At 65.7% G+C, this 23377-nt stretch carries 16 protein-coding genes; 9 read left to right on the top strand and 7 right to left on the bottom strand.

Annotation, left to right across the window (positions count from 1 at the left end; genetic code table 11):
- Nucleotides 1-21: 21 nt before the first annotated feature.
- Nucleotides 22-792, bottom strand: coding sequence for a 3-keto-disaccharide hydrolase (locus PX52LOC_RS03380; RefSeq protein ID WP_218575275.1), 771 nt, complete (start codon nt 790-792; stop codon nt 22-24).
- Between the two features lie 130 nt (nt 793-922).
- On the opposite strand from PX52LOC_RS03380, the gene PX52LOC_RS03375 reads away from it, so the two are divergent.
- Nucleotides 923-1648 (top strand): DUF4058 family protein, encoded by a 726-nt coding sequence (locus PX52LOC_RS03375; RefSeq protein ID WP_168218787.1) that lies wholly within the window; start codon nt 923-925, stop codon nt 1646-1648.
- A gap of 2 nt (nt 1649-1650) precedes the next feature.
- On the opposite strand, the gene PX52LOC_RS03370 is transcribed toward PX52LOC_RS03375, so the two are convergent.
- The 3 genes from PX52LOC_RS03370 to PX52LOC_RS03360 all read right to left on the bottom strand — a co-directional run bounded on the left by PX52LOC_RS03370 (nt 1651) and on the right by PX52LOC_RS03360 (nt 7192).
- Nucleotides 1651-3474, bottom strand: coding sequence for an adenylate/guanylate cyclase domain-containing protein (locus tag PX52LOC_RS03370; RefSeq protein WP_149108760.1), 1824 nt, complete (start codon nt 3472-3474; stop codon nt 1651-1653).
- Nucleotides 3467-5815, bottom strand: coding sequence for a serine/threonine-protein kinase (locus tag PX52LOC_RS03365; protein WP_168218786.1), 2349 nt, complete (start codon nt 5813-5815; stop codon nt 3467-3469). The genes PX52LOC_RS03370 and PX52LOC_RS03365 overlap by 8 nt, the downstream gene beginning before the upstream one ends.
- Before the next feature lie 231 nt (nt 5816-6046).
- The gene (locus tag PX52LOC_RS03360) at nt 6047-7192 is read right to left on the bottom strand and encodes an acyltransferase family protein (RefSeq protein ID WP_149108758.1); all 1146 of its coding nucleotides are present in this window, start codon (nt 7190-7192) and stop codon (nt 6047-6049) included.
- Between the two features lie 335 nt (nt 7193-7527).
- On the opposite strand from PX52LOC_RS03360, the gene PX52LOC_RS03355 reads away from it, so the two are divergent.
- A complete protein-coding gene (locus tag PX52LOC_RS03355; RefSeq protein ID WP_149108757.1) occupies nt 7528-9990 on the top strand; it encodes a serine/threonine-protein kinase in 2463 nt (820 codons plus the stop codon).
- 147 nt (nt 9991-10137) lie between these two features.
- On the opposite strand, the gene PX52LOC_RS03350 is transcribed toward PX52LOC_RS03355, so the two are convergent.
- The 3 genes from PX52LOC_RS03350 to pxpB form a co-directional block, all read right to left on the bottom strand.
- Nucleotides 10138-11406 carry an efflux RND transporter periplasmic adaptor subunit gene (locus PX52LOC_RS03350; protein WP_168218784.1) on the bottom strand — a complete coding sequence of 423 codons (1269 nt, stop codon included), beginning with the start codon at nt 11404-11406 and terminating at the stop codon, nt 10138-10140.
- Nucleotides 11407-11446: 40 nt separating this feature from the next.
- Nucleotides 11447-13450 carry a hypothetical protein gene (locus PX52LOC_RS03345; protein WP_149108755.1) on the bottom strand — a complete coding sequence of 668 codons (2004 nt, stop codon included), beginning with the start codon at nt 13448-13450 and terminating at the stop codon, nt 11447-11449.
- Between the two features lie 119 nt (nt 13451-13569).
- Entirely contained in the window at nt 13570-14244 is a 675-nt protein-coding gene (gene pxpB, locus PX52LOC_RS03340; protein WP_149108754.1) for a 5-oxoprolinase subunit PxpB, read from the bottom strand.
- 71 nt (nt 14245-14315) lie between these two features.
- On the opposite strand from pxpB, the gene PX52LOC_RS03335 reads away from it, so the two are divergent.
- The 7 genes from PX52LOC_RS03335 (at nt 14316) to PX52LOC_RS03305 (ending at nt 23372) form a co-directional block, all read left to right on the top strand.
- Nucleotides 14316-14765 carry a hypothetical protein gene (locus tag PX52LOC_RS03335; RefSeq protein ID WP_149108753.1) on the top strand — a complete coding sequence of 150 codons (450 nt, stop codon included), beginning with the start codon at nt 14316-14318 and terminating at the stop codon, nt 14763-14765.
- Between the two features lie 88 nt (nt 14766-14853).
- Nucleotides 14854-15666 (top strand): DUF1559 family PulG-like putative transporter, encoded by an 813-nt coding sequence (locus PX52LOC_RS41880; RefSeq protein ID WP_149108752.1) that lies wholly within the window; start codon nt 14854-14856, stop codon nt 15664-15666.
- 244 nt (nt 15667-15910) lie between these two features.
- Entirely contained in the window at nt 15911-16930 is a 1020-nt protein-coding gene (locus PX52LOC_RS03325; protein WP_149108751.1) for a DUF1559 domain-containing protein, read from the top strand.
- A 187-nt stretch (nt 16931-17117) separates the two neighbouring features.
- A complete protein-coding gene (locus PX52LOC_RS03320) occupies nt 17118-17603 on the top strand; it encodes a hypothetical protein (RefSeq protein ID WP_149108750.1) in 486 nt (161 codons plus the stop codon).
- An 82-nt stretch (nt 17604-17685) separates the two neighbouring features.
- The gene (locus PX52LOC_RS03315) at nt 17686-18720 is read left to right on the top strand and encodes an LLM class flavin-dependent oxidoreductase (protein ID WP_149108749.1); all 1035 of its coding nucleotides are present in this window, start codon (nt 17686-17688) and stop codon (nt 18718-18720) included.
- 237 nt (nt 18721-18957) lie between these two features.
- The gene (locus PX52LOC_RS03310) at nt 18958-19311 is read left to right on the top strand and encodes a hypothetical protein (protein WP_149108748.1); all 354 of its coding nucleotides are present in this window, start codon (nt 18958-18960) and stop codon (nt 19309-19311) included.
- Between the two features lie 293 nt (nt 19312-19604).
- The gene (locus PX52LOC_RS03305; protein WP_149108747.1) at nt 19605-23372 is read left to right on the top strand and encodes a tetratricopeptide repeat protein; all 3768 of its coding nucleotides are present in this window, start codon (nt 19605-19607) and stop codon (nt 23370-23372) included.
- Nucleotides 23373-23377: the final 5 nt, after the last annotated feature.

Below are 23377 nucleotides of genomic sequence, written 5' to 3'. Positions count from 1 at the left end.
CCGTCCCTGGGCTTTCGCGTGTTATTCCTTCTTCCCGTCGGCCGGCTCGTCGTAATCCCGAACCTTCCGCACCCAGACGTTGCGGTAGCGGACCGGGTTGCCGTGGTCTTGCAGGTTGACACCGAACGGCCCGAACTTGCCGCCGAACTCGGCCGCGTGGTGAATCAGTACGCCGTTGTGCAACACCGTGATGCGGGCCGGTCGCACGACCTTGCCGTCGGCGTCCACCTTCGCCAACTGCGTGACGATGTCGTAACTCTGCCACTCGCCCGGCTTCCGCGAGGCGTTCACCAGCGGCGGGAACTTGCCGTACAGTCCGCCCGCCTGCCCGTCGGGGTAGGTGTCGTTCTCGAACGAGTCGAGCACCTGGATTTCGCCGAACCCGCCGAGGTTAATGCCACTGTTACCACGGCCCTGGCCCTTGCCTTTCACCTCGGCCGGCGTCGCCCACTCGAAGTGGAACTGCGCGTCGGCGAAATCCTTCCGCCGCGTCTCCATGCCGCCGGTGCGGGGCACGACCTCGAAGTAGCCGTTCTCGACCTTCCACTTCGGGGTATCGTCCTCCTTCTTGCCCGACGCCTTCCACTGAGTCAGGTCGGTGCCGTCGAACAGCACGACCGCGTCGGCCGGCGGCTTCCCGGCCTTTTCCGGCGTACTCGCGGTACCCGGTTCGACGACCGGCGGCCGCGGCCGGGCCATGTCGTGCGGCTTGTACTTGGGTTTCTCTTGGGCGAACACGATGCCCAGCGCGAGCAGCCCGACGGCGGGCACAAGTGCGGATCGACGAAGCATGAGAGGGGTCCGAAGGCGGGAGCGGGCGGACGGCGTACCGCCGATGATGACAGATTTCCGCCGGCGTGCAAGTGCCGTGTTGGACGCCATCGGCGGCGTGGTAGAATCTGAACGTCAACGGAGAACTACGATGCCACTGCGCGATCACTTTCATTCGCCACTGAACGACCGCCACTCGTGGGACGTGCTGCACGGCGGCTGGCCGATGGAAATTGCCAAGTCGCTGAACCGCGAGTTGCCGCCGGAGTATGTGGCTGGACCGCAAGTTCACCTCGGAGGCGGAATCGAGATCGACGTGGGCGCGTTGGAGTCGGAGGATGTCGGTTCGCCCAGTCACCGGCCTTCCGAAGACGGAACCGCGGCATGGGCGGCGGTTGAGCCGACGGTTTGTGTGGAAACGGAACGGCCGGATGTGGACGAGTACGAAGTCCGCGTGTTCGACGTGAGCCGTGAGCGGCGACTGGTGGCCGCCATCGAACTCGTCAGCCCGTCGAACAAGGACCGGCCGGAAAGTCGGCGGGCGTTCGTGGCCAAGTGCGCGTCCTTGTTGCAACAGGACGTGTGCGTGACGATCGTGGACGTGGTCACGAGTCGCGACTTCAACCTGTACGCCGACCTACTGACCTTTCTCGACCGTACCGACGTCTCGGTCGGGCAGCCGCCGGTCCCGATTTACGCCGTTACTTGCCGCGGGCGGATGCGGCGCGGCCGGTGGGTGTTTGAAGCTTGGAACCGCCCGCTAACGGTCGGTCGTCCGCTGCCGAAGTTGCCCTTGTGGCTGCCGTATCAACTCCCCGTCACGCTCGACCTCGAAGCGACTTACGAGGAGACCTGCCGCGGGCTGCGGATCCGGTAGCGTCACTTCGTGTCGAGGACGATCTCCGGCTTCTCGGCCCAGCCCTTCGGCGGTACGTTGTTCGAATTCGCCATGTGTTCGAGCAGCATCTTTGCCGTCGGGTCGTTGCTGAAGAACTGCTCGAACCGGCGGCGGGCCTCGCCCCACTCGCCGGCGAGGAACATGGTCACCACCTCGTCCCAACTCCGGCGGATCGACTCCTTGAGGTTGCCTTGCACCGGCTCGTGTTCCGGCGGCAGGACTTCGCTCACCATCAGGCCCTTCGTCATGCCGGCCGGCGTGAACCGGCCGAGGCGGCGGACGCGGGCCTGACTCCACCGCTTCTCCGTCAGGTACTTGCCGACCGCCTCGTCCACGAGGATGCGGACGCCGAACCGCTTGGTCATCGACTCCAGCCTCGACGCGAGGTTGACGGTCGGTCCGAACACGTCCACCTTCGCCAACTCGGACGCGCCCATGCGGCCGGCCATGACTTGCCCGTGGGCGATGCCGATGCCGCAACTGAGGTTCTTCCACCACCCGAGTTTGTCGAACCGGCGGCGGATGCCCATGGCGGCCTTCACGGCCCGCTCGATCTGGTCGTCGTCGTTGTCCGGCCAACCCCAGAACGCCATCACCGCGTCCCCCTGGAACCCGGCGACGATGCCGTCCTCGGCCGAGATGGCGGTCGTCATGTCGTCGATCGCCCGCGACAGGTCGGCCCACGCATCCACAAGGTCGGCCTCGCCTTCTTCAGCGAACTTGCACGACCCGCGGAGGTCGCAGAACATGACCGTCGCCTTCGTGAGCCGCGGCACGAGTAGGTCGTCGAGTTGGTCGGCCGAAGCGTCGCTCCAGAGCCGCCGCGGGATGAACCGGCGGTACATCGTCAACTGCCGGTCGAGGTGGTGGGCCTTCCGCGTCGACTCGATCAGGCCGGCGATCAGTTCGATCACCTTCTGGTAGTCGAGCAGTTCCTTGTCCCGCACCTGGCCGCCGATCACGGCCGGTTCCTTCGGCAGCCGGCCGTCGGCGTACAGCCCCCAGCCGGAGTCGTCCTTGAACGGCGTGCAGATCGCCCACGGCACGCCGGGCAGTTTCGAGTCCATGCGCATCGTCATGTCCTCGCTCTTCTCGCCGATCCAGACGTGGGCGACGCTCTTCTTGTCCTGCCGGATGGCCCGGAACGCCAGCCGCCGCGACGGCATGAAGATGTCCGCTTTGCCGGACAATCGTTGCAGGTGGTTGCGGACCAGCACCCGCTTGTCGTTGTCGGTGGCCTCGTTCGGAATCTGCACCACGGCCAGCGCGTCGGCGTGCGGCAGGGCGTCGAGGCCGACCTTGACCATGTTGCGGAACAGCATGTCCTCGTCGTTCGCCAACCGCAATACGTCGGGGATTTGTTCCAACGCCCGGAGGAAGGTGGCCGACGTGTCGAACGGCACCTGCCGCAGTTGCGCCCGCGTGAAGCTCGCCTCGGCGGGGATGGTCACGTCCCCGCGGTCGCCGCCGCCGCTGGCGACCATCGACGCCGACCCGGCGTGGAGCATGAACACCGTGTTGCCGATGACGAACGAGTCGCCCGGCGCGATCGTGAAGTTCGGCTGCGGGCGGGACTGGTAGTAGATGCGGTTCGTCGGCGGCGGCGTCCGCTCGGTCACGGTCAGCTTCTCGCCATCCCACTGGATGGTCGCGTGGAACGACGAGATGAGGTTGTCGTTCATCCACCAGTCGGCCTGCCCGTAGGCGCGGCCGAGTTTGATCGGTTGGTTCGTCGGGAGGGCGTTCCGCCAGCCGTTGCGGAGGTTCTGCTCTTTGTTCTCGTAAAGGGCTTCCAATTCAGCCATGTGTCGCGAACTCCTGTCGGCGAAGCAATCTTATGAGCCAGACCCAAAGCGTGACCGTCAAAGCCAACAAACCCGCGAACAAGATCGAGCCGGCCCACAGCATCTTTTGTTTTAGTTCGTCCACCGGCCGGAGGGCGGTCGCCGCGTCCAATTTCACGATGAGGTACCACTCCTTCGGTTTCAGTTCCTCGTACCGGCTCTGGGCGAACGGCCGGAGCGGCTCGTAGGCGGCGATGTAGTGGTGCGGCCGCGAGCCGTCCTCCGGGGCCAGACTATCGCGGTGCTCCGACGACACGCCGCGGACGAGCGGGTCGGGTGGCCCCTCCGTGGTCGGGAAGCGGAACCCGTCCTCGGTTTCCACGAGGTACCGTTCCGGGTCGTGCGGGTGGGTCGGGTCGGCCGCCATCGCGGCCATGCGGTCTTCGTGCCAGACCCAACTCCCGCGCTCGTTCACCAGGACCGACCGCACCTGGCTGGCGATGGTCATTTCCGGCGGGAACGTCTCCGGCGGGGCTTCGATCCAGTCCTTGAGGTCTTTGCTCAGGTCGAACCCGGAGACGAGAACGGCCACCACCGGCGGTTGCCCCCCGTAGGCCGGGTTCGCGAGGATCGGCGTCGACACGTCGATCAGCCACGGCCGCTTGTCGGCGGACGACTGGTAGGCGTAACTGATTTGCGTGGCCCGGATTGGCTCGTGCGGCTGGCCGCGGTGCGCGTAGTCGTTGCCCTTGCCGTTGAAGTAGTCCCGGAACGACCAGTCGGTCGAGTACAGTTGTCGAGTACTCGGATCGGTGCGGTCTTCGAGTTGCCCGTCGCGGGTGCGAACCCGCGAGACAATGAACCCCCGGCCCTGGGTCGCGAGGACGATGCTGATGCCCTTCCGCCCGTGGGGGGATTCGCGCAAGAGGAGGTCGCGGTGGCACCCCTTCAGCCACTCGTCGACCGGCCGGCGGTCGTCTTCGGTCAAGACGGCCGGCTGAAAGTTGTTGGCCGCGACCTTCGCCGCCAGACTGGCGAACGTGGCCCGCAACTCCCGCGGGCAGTTCTCGGCGGCACTTTCGAGAACGTCGATCCGCTCCTGTAGTTTCCCCTCCGTCTCCTGCCGACCGAACCAGGCGTCGCGGAGCAGGCTGCCCTGAATCTCCCGCGTGATGTCGGCCTTCGACCGCTTCAGCACGTAGTCCGCGGCCAGGATGCTCAGGCTCACCATGAACAGGATCGCCACTGCCGTGGCCACCGTCCCGACGGTGATGATCGGCTTCGTGCGGGCCCACCAGTCGCGGTGCTTGAGGCCGCGGAGGATGTCCCCCGCGTCGTCCGGCCGATTTACCGGGTCGAGGCTCAGGCAGCGGTCGATGACCTGGGCCAAGAGCGGATCGGCGAACTCGCGGTGGGCGGTCGGCGTCGGCAGATTCTTCAGCCCTTCGCGGTACGCATCCAGCGTGTCGTCCACGTCGGAGGTGTTCCGCAACTTCGCCAGCAGCGCCTCGTCGTGTCGCGGCGGCTTGCCGACGAGCATCGTGTAGAGGATCGCGCCGAGCGAGTACACGTCCGACTGTGTGGCCGGCGTGCGTATCTGCCGCGTCGCTTGCTCCGGGGCCATGAAGAAGAACGTGCCGAGGGCCGCGACGGTGCTGGACGCGCGCTGCGCCTGGCCGAAGTCCGCGACGACCGGCTCGTTCGCGGTGTTCAGCAGGATGTTCGCCGGCTTCAGATCGCAGTGCAAGAGGCCGCGGGCGTGGACGAACGCCATCGCCCGGCAGAGTTGGGTGAACAAGGCCACCGCCTCGACGGTCGGGAGGCGGCCGGCGTCGATCTTCTTCTGGAGCGAGCCGCCCATCTCGAGCGACATCACGTAGTTCGGGATGTTGTGCGGCGGCGTGCCGTGGCGGTTCACCTGCTTCACCGAGATGATGCCGTAGCACCCGTCGGCGTCGCGGAGGTTGGTGACTTCTTCGAGGACGGTCCCGGTGTCCTGCCGGGTGCTCAGGAAGAACTTGATCGCGACCCGCTCGTGCGTGTCGGTGTTCCGCGCCTCCCAGACCGTTCCGTAGGCCCCGCTGCCGAGTTCGCGGAGGAGTTCGTACCCGTGCAAGAGCGGGGCGTCGAGGCCTTCCTTGCTCCGCGCGATCAGGAGCGTCAGTTCGTGCCGGGAACTCACGCTCGGCTGGGGGCCGATGTCGGGTGCCGCGAACGTCTGCGTGGCCCCGTCGGCCGGGGATTTTTCAGGCTGTTGGAGCGTGCCCGAATACAGGGCGTTGATGTGCTGGTGGAACGTCCCGGTCGGCCCCGAGGACAAGTCCGTGTCCGGTCGAGCATCGTCATCATTGACGGACGACATGGGTCGGCCTCGACGGGGCGGGGGAGCAGATACCATCAATCTAGGCGGTCATGGGAAGCGGGCAACACGATTGGCACGCGGGTCTCTCGAAACGGTGTTTCTAAACCCGCTTTGGCCGTCCTGAGGAAGAATCTGTCATTGTGGAACCGGATTCGATGTGCCAAGCCATAGCGCGATCCGTGGTTACCCGCATCGACATAGGGGTCGTGCCTTCCGGCGGAGTGGTCATCCTCACTGAGTTTTAGTCGGCACCCGCCGACCGGCCTCAATCCCGGGCAACTCTATGAATCGGTGAAGAACAGCAGCGACTATCAACGTCAGCGGTAACACGACGCCCAACAACACGGCCGCCGCGTCTCGCGATGTCAGGTTTGGCCGCAGGGCCAATGCGGACCAAAGGCCGAACGTGATGGCTGGCCAGTGGACCAAGAACAACGGGTACGAGATCGAGCCGAGCCACTGCACCGGCCGACTGACGAGGGTCCGACTGACGACCCTCAACAGCCGCGAGTACGGGTCGCGCCCGGACGCCGCGACCGACCCGCACGCCAAAGCCCAGATGACTAGCGTGTAGGTATGCCAACTGGTGACGAACGCGACCACGACGATGACGGCCGACGGCACACTGAAATCGAGGTCGGCCTTTCCACCTCGACACGCTGCGCTGTACGCCCAGTGGCTTCCGATGCCGAGGAGGAAGAGCGGCAAATGGACCGGGAGGAACGCCGGTGTCAAACTTTGCCAGTCGGCCGCGATCCGAACACCGACCCACGAAACGATGCCGAGGCCCAACCAGCCCCACCCCCGTCGAACAAGCCCGGCAACGAGTGGAGCGACTAAATAATACTGCCATTCCAAGGACAGACTCCACGCCGGCGGCAGAATTGCCGTCGTACTACCCGGCAGAATCGACTGCGGAAGTGTGCCGTGCAGCAACGTAAGGTGGGCGATTACGTGGGCCGAGAGGTTCTCCCGCTCGTACCGGCTGATTTCTTCCAGCAGGTGGACGTAGCCCGACTCCCGCCAAGAGAGTCGGGCCAAGACTCCGGGCGTCACGAATGTGGCCATGATCGTCACCGCAAGGCAGACGAGGTAGACTGGATAGAGGCGGAAGACCCGACCGAGGATGAACGCCCGATACGACGGCCTCTTGGTTAAGAGAGAGCTGATCGCGAAGCCACTCAGGATGATAAAGGCTTCGACGGCCGGTTGGGAGTAGATGAACTCCGGCCACAAGCGGTCGAGCGGCCACGGGAACTTCAGCCCGACCCAACCGCACCAACTGAGCATGTGGGCCACGACCACCCAGAGGGACAACAAACCTCGGAGTCCGTCGAACTGGAGAACGTGGGGCGGGGTGGTGGCATAATCCCAAATTAGCCCACCGGGCTATTCGGGACCACTCGACTCCTCGCTCAGTCGATAAAACGACACCAACTGTTTTGTCCCTATTGGACGAGTCTTCTCCAATCTATATTCTTGGCGTTTCTTGGTGGAAGATGGTTGGAAGGAATAGCTCCACCTAGGCAACCCCGAATCAGTTTGGCCCCTCATGCCCGAGTGGAATTTTCACCGCCCTGCCCGAACCGTACTCCGATTCTTCGCGCAATGCGGCCGGACGCCCGGCCACGGGTCGAAGTTATGGTCTAGGCTAATAACAGTGGCCCTCCGCCGTCGCGGAGATTTCACGTCCCTTCCGTGATACTCCCATCATGCGTGCCCCGACTTCAACGCCGGAACTCCTCGACCTCGTGCGGAAAAGCGGCATCTACGCCCCGCAACAGCTCGACGACCGCCTCAAGGGCGTGCCGAACCTGCCGGCCGACGCTAACCAGTCGGCCGCCGTCCTCGTGCAGCAGGGGATGCTCACGCGGTTCCAGGCCAAGCTGTTGCTCACCGGCCGCTACCGCGGGTTCAAACTCGGGTCGTACATTCTCCGCGAGCAGATCGGCCAGGGCGGCATGGGGGCCGTCTACCTCGCCGAGCACGCCACGCTTCAGCGGAAGGTCGCCCTCAAGGTCTTGCCGCCGGTGGCGAAGGACGGCAACGCCCGGTTGAACGTCGAGCGGTTCCTCCGGGAAGCCCGCTCCGTGGCCGCTCTTGACCACCCGAACATCGTCCGCATCCACGACGTCGGCCAGCAGGGGGAAGTCCACTACCTCGTGATGGAGTACGTGGACGGACAATCGCTCGAAGACATGCTCAAGAAGGGCGGCCCGATCCCGGCGTCGCGGGCCGTCGAGTTCATCGCCCAGGCGGCGGCCGGGCTGCAACACGCCCACGAGAAGAAGTTCATCCACCGCGACATCAAGCCGGCCAACCTGATGCTGGCGAAGGACGGCACGGTGAAGTTGCTCGACCTCGGCCTCGCCCGGTCGTCCAGCGACGAGCGAGACAAGCTCACCGAGAAGATGGACGAGGGGGCCATCGTCGGCACGGCCGACTTCATCTCGCCGGAGCAGGCACTCAACCACCCGAGCATCGACATCCGGTCGGACATTTACAGCCTCGGGGCGACGTTCTTCGCCCTGGTGACGGGCACGCCGCCGTTCGCCGGGAACACGACGCAGAAGCTCATGCAGCACCAAATGAAGGACGCGCCGTCGCTGACGACCATCGACCGCACCTTCCCGCCGGAACTCGGCAAGGTGGTCGCGAAGATGCTGCAAAAGAAGCCCGAGAAGCGGTTCCAGTCGCCGGCCGAGGTGATCCAGGCCGTGGCCGCGTGGCTGCCGAACGCCGGGGCGCAGCGGATGGTCGTCAGCCTGTCCGGCACCGACCTGGCGCACTCGGCCGAGATGCAATCGACGCTCAGCGAGATCGCCACCGGGGCCACCAACCGCCTCGGCACCCGCCGACTGGCCGGCCCGCGGGCCGAGCGGCCGTGGAAGCTCTACGCCGGCATCGGCACCGCCGTCGCGGTTGTGGCCGTCGCGGCCGGCTGGTTCGCCTTCGGCGGCTCCGGCGGCGACAAGAACCCGGTCGTGGCCGCCACCGCGGCGACGAACGCCGGCGCGAAGCCGGCCCCGTTGCCCGTCGTGCCGACTCCGACGTCCGACACGACCAAGACCCCACCCGCTCCCACCCCGGCGACCGCGAACAAGGTCGTGCAGCGGTTCGACGCCGCCGAGATCAAGCCGTTCCACCTCGTGCTGAAGAAGACCACCCGCCTCGAAGGCGAGTCTCCGAAACTGCCGCCGAGCTGGCGGTGTGAGGTTTACGAGAAGGACTCGATCGGCGAGTTCCGCGCGACGGAAGTTGACGGCCGCAAGGTGTTCGCGATCGGCTGCAAGGAGGGGAAGAGTTCATCCCAACTGGTCTACTCCACCGGAAAGTCGTTGGAGGCCGGCCACACCTACGAGGTGCGGGTCGACTTCAAGCTCGACGCCGCCGTGAAGGGCAAGGTGCAGTCGCAGACCGTCGGCGACTGGCAGGTCATCCGGAACACCGAGTTGAAGGGCACCGGCTGGCAGACCGCGTTCAACCGTTTCGTCGCCCCGGCCGGCGAAGTCCAACTGACGTTCGGTTCCGGGACGGTGGCCCCGAGCAAGTTCCTGTACGTCCACACCATCGAAGTCGTCGACCTTGGCGTGACCACGGACGCGAAGCCCGCGGAACCCAAGCCGCCGGCCCCCCGCCCCTCGGCCGATCTGACCCCGGGCGACACGGCCCTGAGCATCGACTTCGCCGGCCGGGAGGCGTTGCAGTACACCGTCCAGAACCGCAAGCCCTCGGCCGACCCCGACAAGGTTCTGCCCGCGGGCGTGAGCGGCCACTGCTGGAAGGCCGAGTCGATCGCCGAGTTCCGCCTCGGCGACGCGGCCGGTAAGCCGGCGTTCGGCGTGACGAACCTGAACGACGCGATCTCGGCCCAGATTCAGGTGAACCTGAGCGAACTCGCGCCGGACAAGCTCATCGAGGGGAAGAAGTTCCGCTTGAAGATCGAGTACCGGACGATGAACGACGCCGAGGGGAACCTCTTCGTGCGGCGGCAGAAGAACGACTACAAGCCGTTCGGCGGGGCGAAGTTCGTCGGCACCAACGGTGAGTGGAAGACCGTGACGGTCGATTTCACGACGCCGGCGGACGCAATGGACATGGTGGCCGAGAACACGACCGTCGGCGAAGGCAACAGCCTCTCCGTGGCGAAGATTGAACTGATTGAATTGAAGTAACTGGCCACGGTCACGCGACGGCTGTTCGCCGTACCGGGCCTTCCGCAACACGACCAACAACCCGGCATATCCGAAAGGCGAGCCGAGCACCGTAGGGTGCCGGGTGAGAGACATTCACCCGGCACCCTACGGTGCTCGGCTCGCCAATCATTTTGCCATCGCCTTCACCTGCTCATCCGGCACGCGGACGGGCACGCCGTCGTCGAGGGCTTCGGCCCCGCGCTGCACGAGCCACTCGCCGGGCGAGAGGCCGGCTTTCACCTCCACCCAGCCGGGCGAACGCGCACCCGGCTCGATGCGGCGGGACTTCGCCACCCACTCGGGGCCGTCCTTGCCGGCCCGCTTCTCGACCACGAACACCAGGAAGCCACGCTCCGTCGCCCGCACCGACTCTTCCGGCACGACGACCGCGTCCGGCGTGCTCTCGTAGGGGAAGCGGATGCGGGCCGTGAAGCCCGGCTTGAGGGCGGCGAAGTGCGGGTCGGTGCCGTCGATGCGGGCCTTACACTCGAACATGTGCGTCGTCGGGTCGGCCACCGTGCTCATGTAGAAGATCGTCGCCCGGAAGTTCCGCCGCGGCAGCGACGGCACGCTGAACTCCGGGTCGTACCCGCTCGGCAGTTGGTTCGACTCGACGAGCAGCCGCGTTGTGATGCCGCCCCACCCGCCAGGGCTGCCGAGCGCGACGGCCAGACTGCGGGCGGCGACCACCTTCGCGCGTTGCTCCGTCCGCTCGCGGATGAGCGGCGCGACCGACTCCGGCACGTAGCCGACGACGCGGATTTCGCTCAGGTCGGCGATGGTGCCGATGATCGTGTCTTCCTTCACGTAACTGCCGGGCGTGATCTTCTTTTGGTTCATCTGCCCGCGGTACGGGGCCGGCACCTGAGAGCGGACCAAGTTGTGCTTCGCGAGTTTGAGGTTCGACTTCGCGACGTAGAACTGGGCCTCGGCCTGCTTCATCATCTCGTCGGTCTGCCGCTGCTCGGCCTGTGAGAACGCCCCGCCCGGCCCCTTGGCACGGTCGGCCACGTCCTTCGCGCGGTCGTAGTTGGCCTTCGCCGCCGCCTCCGCCGACACGGCCGACTCGTAGGTCGTCAGGTACTTCTCCTGGTCGATCTGCACCAGCGGCTTTTTGTCGTCCGGGCTGACGACGGCCCCCTCGTCGAACAGCACGGCGTCTACGACGCCGGTCACGCCGGCGGCGATCTCGGTTGTCTGCCGGGCTTCGAGCGAGCCGACCTGCTCGACGTTGGAGACGATGATCCGCTGCTCGGCCCGCGTCAGTTCGACCGGCCGGCGGAGGTTGACCTTCGAGACGGGCGTCTGATTGCCGACGGTGGCGGAGGGCAAGCCCTTCTTGCCGCAACCGGCCGTGAGCGCGAGGAGAACGACGAGCGAACCACGGCGGAACATGGGCGAGGCTCCGGGAGAGAGTGTCATCCTATCGGGGCGGCTACTTCTTCTTCGGTTCCGTCACGGTCATGCTCGCGGGCGGGCTGACGAAGGCGTAGTCGCGGCCGCCGGTCTTGGTCGTGCCGCGGACCGAGAACGTCGCGGGGCCGGTGGCGGCGGCCGCGGCGGTTACTTCGATCTCGACTTCGCTCGCCCCCTTCGCGATCGGCTTCACCTTCGCCGTCACGTTCGCGGGCAGGTTCACGGCCGTCAGCGGAATCTCGTCGGCGAAGCCGTCGGCCCGCTTCGCCGTCACCTTGCCCTTGAGCGTGCCGCCCTTCGCCACCTCCGGCTTTTCGAACGCGACCGCGAGAGCGAACAACGGCTTCTCGGCCGCGAACGCGAACAGTTGCGTCGTCATCTCGGGCGGCACGTTCGGCAGGCCGCTCAGCGTGGTGCGGACCACCTCCGCGATGTCGGCGGTACGCTCGACGTCCTTCGCGGTCGCCTTCACCGTGAACGGGATCACGCCCGGCTTCGCCCCTGGCTTCAGGCTCACGGTCAGCGTCAGCGGCGTGGCCGGCAGCGGGTTCGCCCCGACCGGCAGCGTGAGGGTGCCGACGAGCGAATCGGACACGACCGACAGTTCCACCGCCGCGTTGAAGCCGTTGAGCTTCGTCAGCCCGACGACGGGAATCGCGGCCACCCCGCCGCCGGTTACGTCCACGCGGTCGGCCCCGAGGGCGACTTCGAAACTCGGCACCGCCGGGCGGATCGTGAGGTGGTACACCTCCGACGGGCCGTAGGCGTAGTTCAGATGTTCGGCCACCGCGTAGAACTCGCCGTCGGCCCCCGGCGTGAACTCAGCCCGCGCGACCGGTTGGGTGGGGTTCGACCGTGCGAGTTCGGCCCCCTTCGCGTCCACGACCCGCACCAACACCTCGGCCGGCGAGTTTAGCTCGTAGGTCCGGGCGGTCAGTTCGAGCTTCTGCCCCTTCTTGCCGGGGAAGGCGAAGTAGTCCAGGTCGCCCTTCGCCGCGAAGCGGGCCGACACGCCGCCGGGCACGGGCAGCTTGTTCGCCTTCGCGGCCTCGTTGTTCGGCTCTTGCTCGGTCAGCTCTGGGTGCGGGCTGACCAGCACCGGCACGGCCCACCCGCCCACGCCACCTTCACGGCGCGGCGACGCCAGCACGACGGTGCCGGTGCCTTTCACGGTCACGGGCTTCACGCCGTCGAGGTTCGGCCCGGTGAAGTTGATGGCGGCGGACTTGTCCTTCTCGACCGCGAGCGGGAAGGCGGTCGTGCCGCCGGGGAAGTCGCCGATGCGGAGGCGGTAGACGTAGTCGCCGCCGCCGCGGTAGGTGGTGTCGCGGATCTCGACGATCACGTCCATCGCCGAGGGGAACGTGTGCGTCAGGCGGGCGTCGGCTTGCAAGCCGGGCGTGTCGTCGGCGTACAGCGTCGGCATCTCGCGGCCGCTCTTGGCGTCGTGCAAAATGATGACCGGGTCGAGTGGCGAGCCGATCCGCCGGGCGACGGCTTCGAACGTCAACCGCTGACCGGCCGCGGCTTTCACGAGATAGAAGTCGCTCGACTCGACCGCGATGTTGCCGGTGACGACGCACGGCCCCGCGAGCGGCATCGGCGTGGCCTTCTTGTTGTTGCCCGCCTTCTTTTCGACCTCCGGCAGTTCGTCCACGCTGATCGGCCGGAAACTCGTCACGCCGTTCTTCGTCACCACACGCAGTTGGTACAGGCCGACCGGCGTGCCCTTCGGTGCCTCCACGGTGACGCCGATGCGGTCGGCCTTCGCGGAATCCTTCACGAGCGTTGCCTTCACGCCGTCGGCGGTGATGCGCACCTCCGTGGCGTCGGCGAGGTTCGTCCCCGTGAGCGTGAGTTCCGCCTTGCCGCCGGCGGTGACGCCGAGGCCGACGGGCGTGGTCAGCGTCGGGAACTGCGGCGGCAGCGGGGGCGGCGGCACGGCCTTCTTGTCCTGGCCCCGCGTCGGCAGAATGGTGAAGGCGAGGGCCGCAACGAGGAAGGCGAGCGAGCGAACAGGCATGGGGAGAACCTCGGACGGGCGAGCAGGCGGGATGGCGTGATGATAGTTCGCGAGGAGTCAGAAGGCGAGCGGCCCGGCGTAAGCGGGCCGTGTCTGAGGATGTTCAAGACACGGCCCGCTTACGCCGGGCCGCTCGCCGAAGTCAGTCGTTCGCCTTCCAACTCGCGGTACTCGGTTTCGCCGATGCGGCGGAACTGCACGCGGTCGCCGACGCGCAGCGGGAAGTACCCGTCGGCCACGTCCACCAGCACTAGCGGCGTGCGGCCGAGGAGGTTCCACCCGCCGGGGCGGGCGAGCGGGTAGACGCCGGTTTGCTTCGCCGTCAGGCCGACGCTGCCCGGCTCCACACGGACGCGCGGCGATGGCAGCCGCGGCACGCCGCTGAGTTCGTCCGGCAGGTAGCCGAGGTACGGGAAGCCCGGCACGAACCCGATGGCGTAGACCGTGTACTCGGCGGCCGCATGCTTGTCGATGACCTGCTCCGGCGTCAGCCCGGTGTGTTCGGCCACGCGGGCGAGGTCTTGTTGGAACTCGTAGCAGACCGGGATCGTGTGTTGCCGCGGGGCGACCGCCGCGGACTTGCGGCGGGTGGCGCTCGTCCGCAGCCACGCGATGACTTCGGCCGAGCGAATCGCGGAGGCGTTGAAGAACACGCCGACGCTGGCATACGCCGGCACGACATCGTGCAGCCACGCCGGCTTCGCCGCCCGCACCGCGTCGGCGAACCGCACCGCCGCCGCCTCGTCCGGCAGGTAGACGAGAACCGCTTCTTCGCCGAGGGGGTGGAACGTCATGGTGGTATTGAATGAGCAGGGCGGGTATCCTCAACGGTGAATCTCAGCCACCGTCCCGGAAGGCATCTGCAATGTGGCGAACGGCGAAGTGGTGTACCGCGATCGTCTGTGCGGTCCTCCTTCTGCTCCTGCTGTACGACCGCGCTGTTCTCATCCTGTGGGGCGGTCGCACCGACCTCACAGTGGAGTTCGTTGTCACCGACGGCCGGACGGGTCAGCCTATTGCTCAAGCCGCCATTAATCTGGTCATTGATGAGACTAAAACTCACGCTCTCCACACCGATTCGGGCGGGAAGGCCACAATCACTATCCCTTGCATGACGGCCGGTCGACAAAGTGGCCTCGGCCTCACCAATAGTTCTTCGGTTATTTTTTCCAACTGGCAAATCTCCATCACTGCAAGCGGTCATCAATCGTTAACCGATCGCCTCATCCGGTATGCAGATTACAAGGATACCTCGCAAGAGAACGGCCCCCACGCTCACCGCGCTTCCATTTCCATCCCACTTGACCCGGAATGAGCTCGCGTTCGTTGGTCAACTTCACTCTCGGCTGCTACAGTAGCATCGTTATTCCCGATCGGATATAACGACATCAGAGAGACTGGAAATGCAGCGCCGCCACGCCTTCACGCTGATCGAGTTGCTCGTCGTCATTGCGATCATCGCCATCCTCATCGGCCTGTTGTTGCCCGCCGTGCAGAAGGTGCGGGCCGCTGCCGCGCGGTTGCAGTGCAACAACAACCTGCACCAGATCGCGCTCGGAATTCACAATTACGAGGGAACCATCGGCGTCTTCCCGAAGTACCGCAAGTGCGACACCAGCGGCGGCGTGGACGGTGACTGCTACTCGCTGGCGTCGGCCACCACGTGGACCGGCAACGGCGAAATCTGGTGGGCACCCTACGACAACCGGCCGGCCCCCTCGACCACGACGGCCGCGCAGGGGAACCCGAACCCAGACAACACCTACGCCAACGGCGGCTACCCGGCTGGGATTCTGTGGCCGTACATCGAGGGGAACAAGAAGGTCTTCAAGTGCCCGAACGGCATCGACCCGGCGACGGGTCAAGAGTACCAGTGCAGTTACGGCATGAACTACGTCAACGGCGGGCCGAACGGGAAGAGCCTCGTCACCCTCACGAACGGCAACGGCACGTCGAACATCCTCATCGTCTGGGACCACGGCAAGACGCCCGGCTGTGCCGACTCCAGCCACGCGGCAACGCCGGCCAACCCGCGTGCGCCGTGGCCGTACCCGGATACCACGAGTCCGAAAACTCACTACCCGGACCAGCGGCACACGAACGTCTTCAACGTCCTCTACTGCGACGGCCACACCGTCGGCATGACGCAGGACATGCTGACCCAAATTGGGGCTGTGCAATTCCTCGCGAACGGTACCGTGCCGGCATACCCGTGATTGCTGATTTGCTTTGAAATCCCGGTGAATTCGCAATTCGCATCGAAACAGGTCGATTTTTCTCTCCAGCCCTTGTCGGACTATACAGGCTCACTAATTTATCATCCCACTGTTGAGACAAAATCTCAACAGCCGACATCCGCCATGAGCTTGCTCCGCCACCGCCGGTTCGGCCTCAAAGCCGACGACCTTCCGTACGCAACGCGGCTCAAAAAATCCCCGTGATTTCCTTCGGAGGTCGGCCATGCGCCAAGCACCGCGGCGTGCGTTTACGCTCATTGAACTGCTCGTAGTCATTGCGATCATCGCCATTCTCATCGGCCTGCTACTCCCGGCCGTGCAGAAGGTTCGGGAGGCGGCGTCGCGGATCAAGTGCTCGAACAACCTGAAGCAACTCGGGCTGGCGATGCACAGCTACATGGACTCGAACAACGGCCTGCCCGCGAACGGCAACTACGTCTACAGTGGGTCCGCCGTCACCACCCTCAATGCGTGGTCCGGCATGGCCCGCATTTTGCCGTACATCGAGCAGGAAAACCTGTCCCGCGGCATCGACTTCACGCAGTCGTACAACACGCAAGTTGCGATCAGTTCCAAGCGGATCGGCACGTTCATGTGCCCGAGCGAAATCAATGACAAGGGGAACGGCACCGACGCGACCTACGGCAACAAGACCTGGACCATCAACTACGCCCAGAACCTTGGCAACTGGCCGGTACTGACGGCGAAGGCCACCGGCATGCAGACCGGCAACGGGGCCTTCGCCCCGAGCCGCAGCAGTCGGCCCGGTGACATCGCCGACGGCCTGAGCAACACCCTGGGTTTGGCCGAGGTGAAGGGCTTCACGAACCGCATCACGGCCACGCCGAACACGACGGTTTACTCCACGCCGCCTGCGATCCCCACCTTGCCGGCCGACGCGGTGGCGATGGGCAACAACACCTTCAGCGCCACGTCGTACACCCACGTGGAATGGGTAGACGGCAAGGTCCACGAGACCGGCTTCACGGCCGTCTTCACGCCGAACACCTACGTCCTCTACACCGGCAGCGACGGCACGAAGTACGACGTGGACGTGGTGCTGGCGACAGAACCCAGCCTCGGCGACACCTACGCGGCCGTCACCTCGCGGAGTTTCCACACGAACGGCGTGAACGTCATGATGATGGACGGCTCGGTCCGCTTCATCAACAACACCATTTCATCCGTCAACTGGCGGGCGATGAGCACCCGCGCCGGCGGCGAAGTGGTGAGCGACAACTAGGCCGCCGTTCGATTCGATGTCCTCTTCGGCCGTGCGGGAGTGAACCGGTTCACTCCCGCACGGCCGTTGTCATTTCTCCACCGCCGGTCCAGAAGCCGCGGAATAATTGTGCGTCTTCCGGGTCGTGTTAGCGGATTCTCCGATTCGCGCGCGGGTCGGCCCCTTTCACTCTCTGGGAGCCGATCAGATGAATCGTTTCTACTGGTACGCCGGGCTGTTGCTCGTCAGCTTGTTCGTCGTCGGGTGCGGCCCGATGTCGCGGCCGATTCCCGAACGGTTGAACGACGTCGATCAGAAGTCGGTCAACGAAGCCTGGAACCGGGCACTCACGCCGGTCGGCAAGCACGACCGCCAGACGTGGCTCGACGTGTTCGTGACGGCCTACGCCCACGAAGTCGGCGTGGACCGCCTGACGTTCCGCAGCGAGAAGGACCTCGCGACCGGGAAGGTCGTGATGGAGGTCTTCTTCGAACGGGCGAAGCCGGCGGACGATCGCTTTGTCGTCACGGTCTACGACGCCGCCGGGAAGGTGGTGCGAACCGAGAAGTACAACCGCGACGAGGTCACGCGGGCCGTCGAGGAACTCCACCCGAAGGGCAATCCGCCGCCAGCCGGCGTCGAGAAGCGGATGCAGCGCGTGCAGGAGATCATGCCGAAGAACGAGCCGAAGTAGCCGAGTGGCGGAAGAAAGATACCGGCCGCCGGGGCGGTCGGCTACGATAGGACTTCGTGTGTCGGCCCCACGGAGAGCGTTCATGCGGTACGGGTACTGGCTGCCGGTGTTCGGCGGGTGGCTTCGCAATGTCGATGATGAGAACATGGCCGCGACGTGGGAGTACGCCAAGAAGCTCGCGCAGCGGAGCGAGCAAATCGGCTACGACCTCTCACTGATCGCGGAACTGAACCTCAACGATATCAAGGGGGAGGACGCCCCGTCGCTGGACGCCTGGAGTACGGCCGCGGCGCTGACGGCGGTCACGTCGAAGTTGGAGTACATGGTCGCGGTGCGGCCGACGTTCCACAACCCGGCCCTCCTGGCGAAGCAAGCGGCGAACATCGACCACATCGGCGGGGGCGGGCGGCTGTCGCTCAACGTCGTGTCGAGTTGGTGGAAGGATGAGGCGACCAAGTACGGGGTCCACTTCGAACAGCACGACGACCGCTACGCCCGCACGGCCGAGTGGCTGGAGGTGCTCGACAACCTCTGGAAGCGGGACGACTTCAACTACGAGGGGAAGTTCTACCGGATCGAAAAGTCGATCCTTCAGCCGAAACCGCTGACCAAGCCGCGGCCGACGATCTACGCCGGCGGTGAGTCGGAGGCGGCGAAGAACCTCATCGCCAAGACGTGCGACGCCTACGTGATGCACGGCGACCCACCGGGCCGCATCCGCGAGAAGATCGCCGACATGGCCGCCCGCCGCGAGAAATTCGGCCTACCACCGATGCAGTACGGCATCGCGGCCTACTCCATCGTGCGGAACACCGAAGCTGAGGCGAAAGCGGAACTTGCGCGCATTACCGACGTGAAGCAATCGGCCGCGGGCTACCACAACTATCAGCAGTGGCTCTCCGGCACAAAGCTCGAACAGCAGGTTTCGCTGGAAGAATACTCCGTCAGCAACCGTGGCCTGCGGGCCGGACTGATCGGAACTCCGCAGCAGGTGGTCGATCAGATCGCGAATTTCGAGGCGGCCGGCGTAACTCTCATCCTTCTCCAATGCAGCCCGCAACTCGAAGAGATGGAACGCTTTGCCGACGGCGTGATCCGTCACGGGCGGTCAAATTGAAACCGGCCCCACAAAATTGAGATACGGTGGTAGGCTCTCTTCATCGTCAGACCTCATAGAATTGGAGGGGCACGAAGTTTCCACGCTTGTTCCGAACTCTCCCTCGGAGCGATGATGGCACGGTTACGGCAGGTTCGTTTGACGGCGGTCGTTCTCCCCTTTGCATTCCTGGTCTTAGCCGGCACCGCTTTCGCCCGGCCGAAACTGGTGGAATCCCTGGGTTTGGACGTCTGGAAGATGCGGCAACTTGTCGCCGAGATGGAGTCCTCGAAGGAGTTGTCCTCCTCTCTGGACCGTCAATCGCACAACATTCAGGACGTGATTACCTTCAACCAACTCGTTCTCGACGACGTGATCGCGGGCCGGATCGAGTTGACCGAGGCGGCGAAGCAAAAGTGGGAAGTGAACGGCGTCAACGACTTCTTCCAGACCTACCTGACCCGCGTTTCCTCGGCCCCCGGTTACGAGGCCAAGACGGCGCACGATCTGTTAGTGCAAGCCCGTGACCTGTGCGCCAAGAGCGACCTTCCGGCCGTCTCTTCCCGGCTCCGCCAGCAATATGAGGCGGGGTATGGCCCCCTCCCGGAATGACCGCGAGCCAAGTCCCATCCGGAACCGTGTGACTCCACAACGCCCGGCACCTGATGGCTTCAAAGAGACATCGCCTTTCCGATCGGCATTCCTGCGCAGGGTTAGGCTGTAACACCCGGCACCTTACGGTGCTCGGCTCGCCAAGCGTTTCGCCCGAAAGATTCTCCCCAATTCGCTCAGGTGGTTGCTTCACCCGCCCCTTTCCGTCACAATAATCGGAACCTGCCAAACACTCGGAACGACTCACGTTCGCGATTGCACCCGCCGCCGCCCTCTCCCGGAGCGACCCCTTGATGCTGCCGCGATTCCTTTCCGCCGCGTCACTGGCGTTACTACTTCCCGCATTTGCCACGGCCCAAGTTTCGCCGGACCAACAAGCGGGCATGGCCATCAACGCCGCCCGGAAGGCGTACAACGAGGGGAACCTGCCGGCCGCCCGTGAACAGTTCAAGCAGGTGATCGCCAAGTTCCCGAACCAGCAAGGCACGGCTGCCAAGTACGGCCTGGCCCTCACGTTCATGAACGCCCCGGAGCAGGACTTCGCGTCGGCCGTGGAACCGCTCACGCAGGCCGCGGGCGACGGCGGTTTCTCCGAGAAGGGGTTAGTCCTTTACCACCTCGCCGTTGCGCAGCGGATGATCGGCCTGAAGGAAGTGCTGAAGCCCGACGGCGACCCGAAGGCCGCGATGCCGAAGTTCGAAGACGCCCTGCGGCGGTTTAACGAGGCGGGCGGGTGGTTCGCCGGCAAGAAGGACGACGACTGGACGGTGCGGTGCAAGTGCGATGTGGCCGAGATCCAGATGCGCATGGGCCGCCTGAAGGACGCCCGGCACACGCTGGAAGCGATCACGAAGGAGCCGGAGTTCGCCAAGAACAAGCACCGGCCGTTGGCCCTCTACTACTACGGCCTCGCGAGCTTCGCCGACCGCGACTACCCCGCGGCCGGGCGGACGTTGAACCAACTCGCGCCGTTCACCGACCCGGCCGTCGGTCTGCACGCCCGCTACCTCGTCGGCCGGGTGCTGCACCTGAGCGGCGAAACGGCGGAAGCGTCGGTCCACTACGACACGGTGCTGGCCGAGTTCGAGAAGCAGAAGAAGGACGCCGCCGGGCAACTCAAGCAGCCCGACCGTTTCAAGGGGAACCCGGCCGAGAAGACGCGGCTGGAACGCCTCGCCGACGGCCCGCCGCCGGACCACGTCGCCGGGGCCGCCTTCCACGGCGCGACGCTCAGCTACGAGGCCGGCAAGTTCGCGGACGCATTGCCGAAGTTTCTCGGCTTCGCGGCGGCCTACCCGGCGTCGCCGCTGCAACCCGACGCCCTGTTGCGGGTCGGCTTCTGCCAGGTGCAACTCAAACAGTTCGACGAGGCCGCGAAGACGCTGACGCCGATGGCCGAGAAGTTCCCGAAGCTCGCCGACCAGACGCTCTACTGGCTCGGCAAGGCTCAGGTCGGGATCGCCGCAGTGACCGACCCGGCGAAGGCCGACGAGCGCGACGCGAAGTACAAGACCGCCCTCGACACCTTCCGCAAGGCCGCCGAGAAGGCCATCCCGCCTGGCCAGCAATGGGAGGCCGAGGCCCGTGGTCGCAAGGGTGAAATCCTCATGGACCTGGGCGACACCCTCCAGACGCTCAAGCAGTTCAAGGAGGCCGCCCAGGCTTACGACACCGTCTGGAAGGAGAAACTGCTCCCGGAACGCCGCCGCGAGGAAGCCCTTCAGCGCGTCGCGTCGGCCACCGGCGCGGCTGGCGACATCGGCAATTCGAACTACCTCTGCAACGAGTTCAAGAAGCAGCACCCGCAGAGCACGCTCACGCCGGCCATCGCCTTTCGCCTCGCCGAGAACGCCTACGCCGAGGCGCTGAAGGTGCCCGCCGACCCGAACCGGACCACCGATCGCAAGTTGAAGTTCGAAGAGGCGGCCCACAAGTATCAGGAGGTGGTCGAGAAGTACCCGGAGTTCGACCGCGTCAGTTACGCCCGGTACGGCGTCGGCGTCTGCCTCGCGCAGAACGGCGACCTGGACGGGGCCGCGAAGGCGCTCGACGCGATCCCCGCCCCGGACCGCAACGGCGAACTGTCCCCGGCCAACTATCTGCTCGCCGACTGCCTCATCCGCCTCGCTCCGACGAAGGCCGACGACGCCCTGGCCGAGAACATCATTCGCGAGAAATTGACCAACGCCTCCGGCCTGTTGGAGAACTACGTCGCCTCGAACCCGAAGGCGGCCGACGCCCCGGACGCGCTGCTGAAGCTCGGCCTCTGCCTCAAGCGGCTCGGCTCGACGCTGGCCGACGCGAACGAGCGAAACCAACTGCTGAACAAGGCCCGCGAGTTCTACGAAAAGGTCGAGAAGGACTATCCGCAGAGTCCGCAAGCAGGCCACGCCCGTCTGGAGATGGCGAAAGTCCGGGCGATGGCTGGCGACCGCGGCGGCGCGATGAACGACCTCCGCCAGTTCGCCGGCGGCGACAAGCAGAATTCCCCCATCGCCCCACTGGCGCTCGTGCAACTCGCGACCCTGTACCGCGAGCAAAACCAACCGGCCGAGGCCGTGAAGGTGCTGGAAGAGGCCCGCAAGAAGTACGAGCAAGCCCTGGCCAACGACAAGGACCGGGCCGAGTGGGCGTGGCTTCTGAAGTACCACCACGGGGTGGCCCTCTTCGAAGCCGGCAAGCTGCCAGAGTCGCGGCAACTCTTCGTCGAGGTCGCCAACGCGGCGAAGGGCAAGCCGCTCGGCGCGGAGGCGGCGTTGCGGGCCGGGCAGACGGCCATCGCCCTCGGGAAGAAGCAGACCGACGACGCCCTGCAAGAGCGGGCGAAGCCGAACTTGAAGCCGAACGAGGTTTCCGCCGCCAACCACAAGGCCCAGCAGGGCCGTGAGGCGGTCTACCACGCCTGCGGCGAGTTGGAGCGGCACCACCGCGAGTTCGCCCAGGCGATGCCGGGCAGCGAACCGCGGGCCCGCATGTTGTACGACGCGGCCTGGGCGTACCGCACGTTGATGGACCACGAACTTCAACAGGCCCGCACCTGGGCGACGCAAGAGGCCAACCGCAAGTGGACCGAGGCGATGGCGAAGCCCCGACCCGAGGGCGTGAAGCCGCCGCCGCAGCCGGAGGAGATTCCGTTCGCGAAACTCCAGCGGCCTCGGGCCGAGGAGCGCGCGACGAACGCCTACCAGTTGCTGATCCAGGACTTCCCCGACCTCGCGCTGGCCGTGGACGCCCGGTACGAGTTGGCGGAACTGCTGACCGACCGCGAGAAGTACGACGACGCTATCCGGTACCTGCGGGAAGCCCTCGACAAGGAGCCGACCGACCGGGCCGTGTCGCCGGAGTTACTGGAGCGCGTCCGCCTGAAACTCGGGGCGAGCCTGTTCGCGAAGAAGGAGTACAAGGCCGCCGCGACGCAGTTCGAGACGGTGGCCGGCAACGAGAAATCGCCGCACCGCGCCCAGGCGATTTACCGCCACGGCGAGGCCCTGTACGCCCAGGGCGACTTCGCGAAGGCGGCCGAACGGCTGGCCGTCTTCCGCGACAAACCGGAGTTCCACAACGTCGCTGGCGTGAGCGACCGGGCGATGCTCCGCCTCGGTCAGTCGCTCGCCGCCGCGAAGCAGTGGGAGCCGGCCCGCGTCGCCTTCGAGACGACGGTTAACCGCTACGGCAACAGTCCGTTCGTGCCGGAAGCCCGCTACGGCCTCGGCTGGGCGTTGCAGGGTCAGGGTAAGTACGACGAGGCGGTGAACCAGTACCAAGCCGTCATCTCCGCGACCACGGCAGAAGTCGCGGCCCGTGCCCAGACGCAAATCGGCCTCTGCCGGCTGGCCCAGAAGAAGTACGCCGAGGCGACCGCCGCCCTGATGGCCGTCCCGTACACCTACGACTACCCCGAACTCGGCTACGCCGCCGTCCTGGAAGCGGCGCGGGCTTACGAGGAGGACAAGAAGCCCGCCGAAGCCGAGAAGCTGTTGGCGAAGCTCCTCAAGGACGCTCCGGCCGACAGCGACTGGGCGAAGGCCGCGAAAGAGCGGTTGGAGAAAGTGAAAAAGTAGGGTAC

Source organism: Limnoglobus roseus (assembly GCF_008254045.1).
In the GTDB taxonomy this organism is placed as follows: Bacteria; Planctomycetota; Planctomycetia; order Gemmatales; family Gemmataceae; genus Limnoglobus; species Limnoglobus roseus.
Note: the sequence above shows the minus strand (reverse complement) of the source record. Positions and strands in the feature narration are given on the sequence as shown.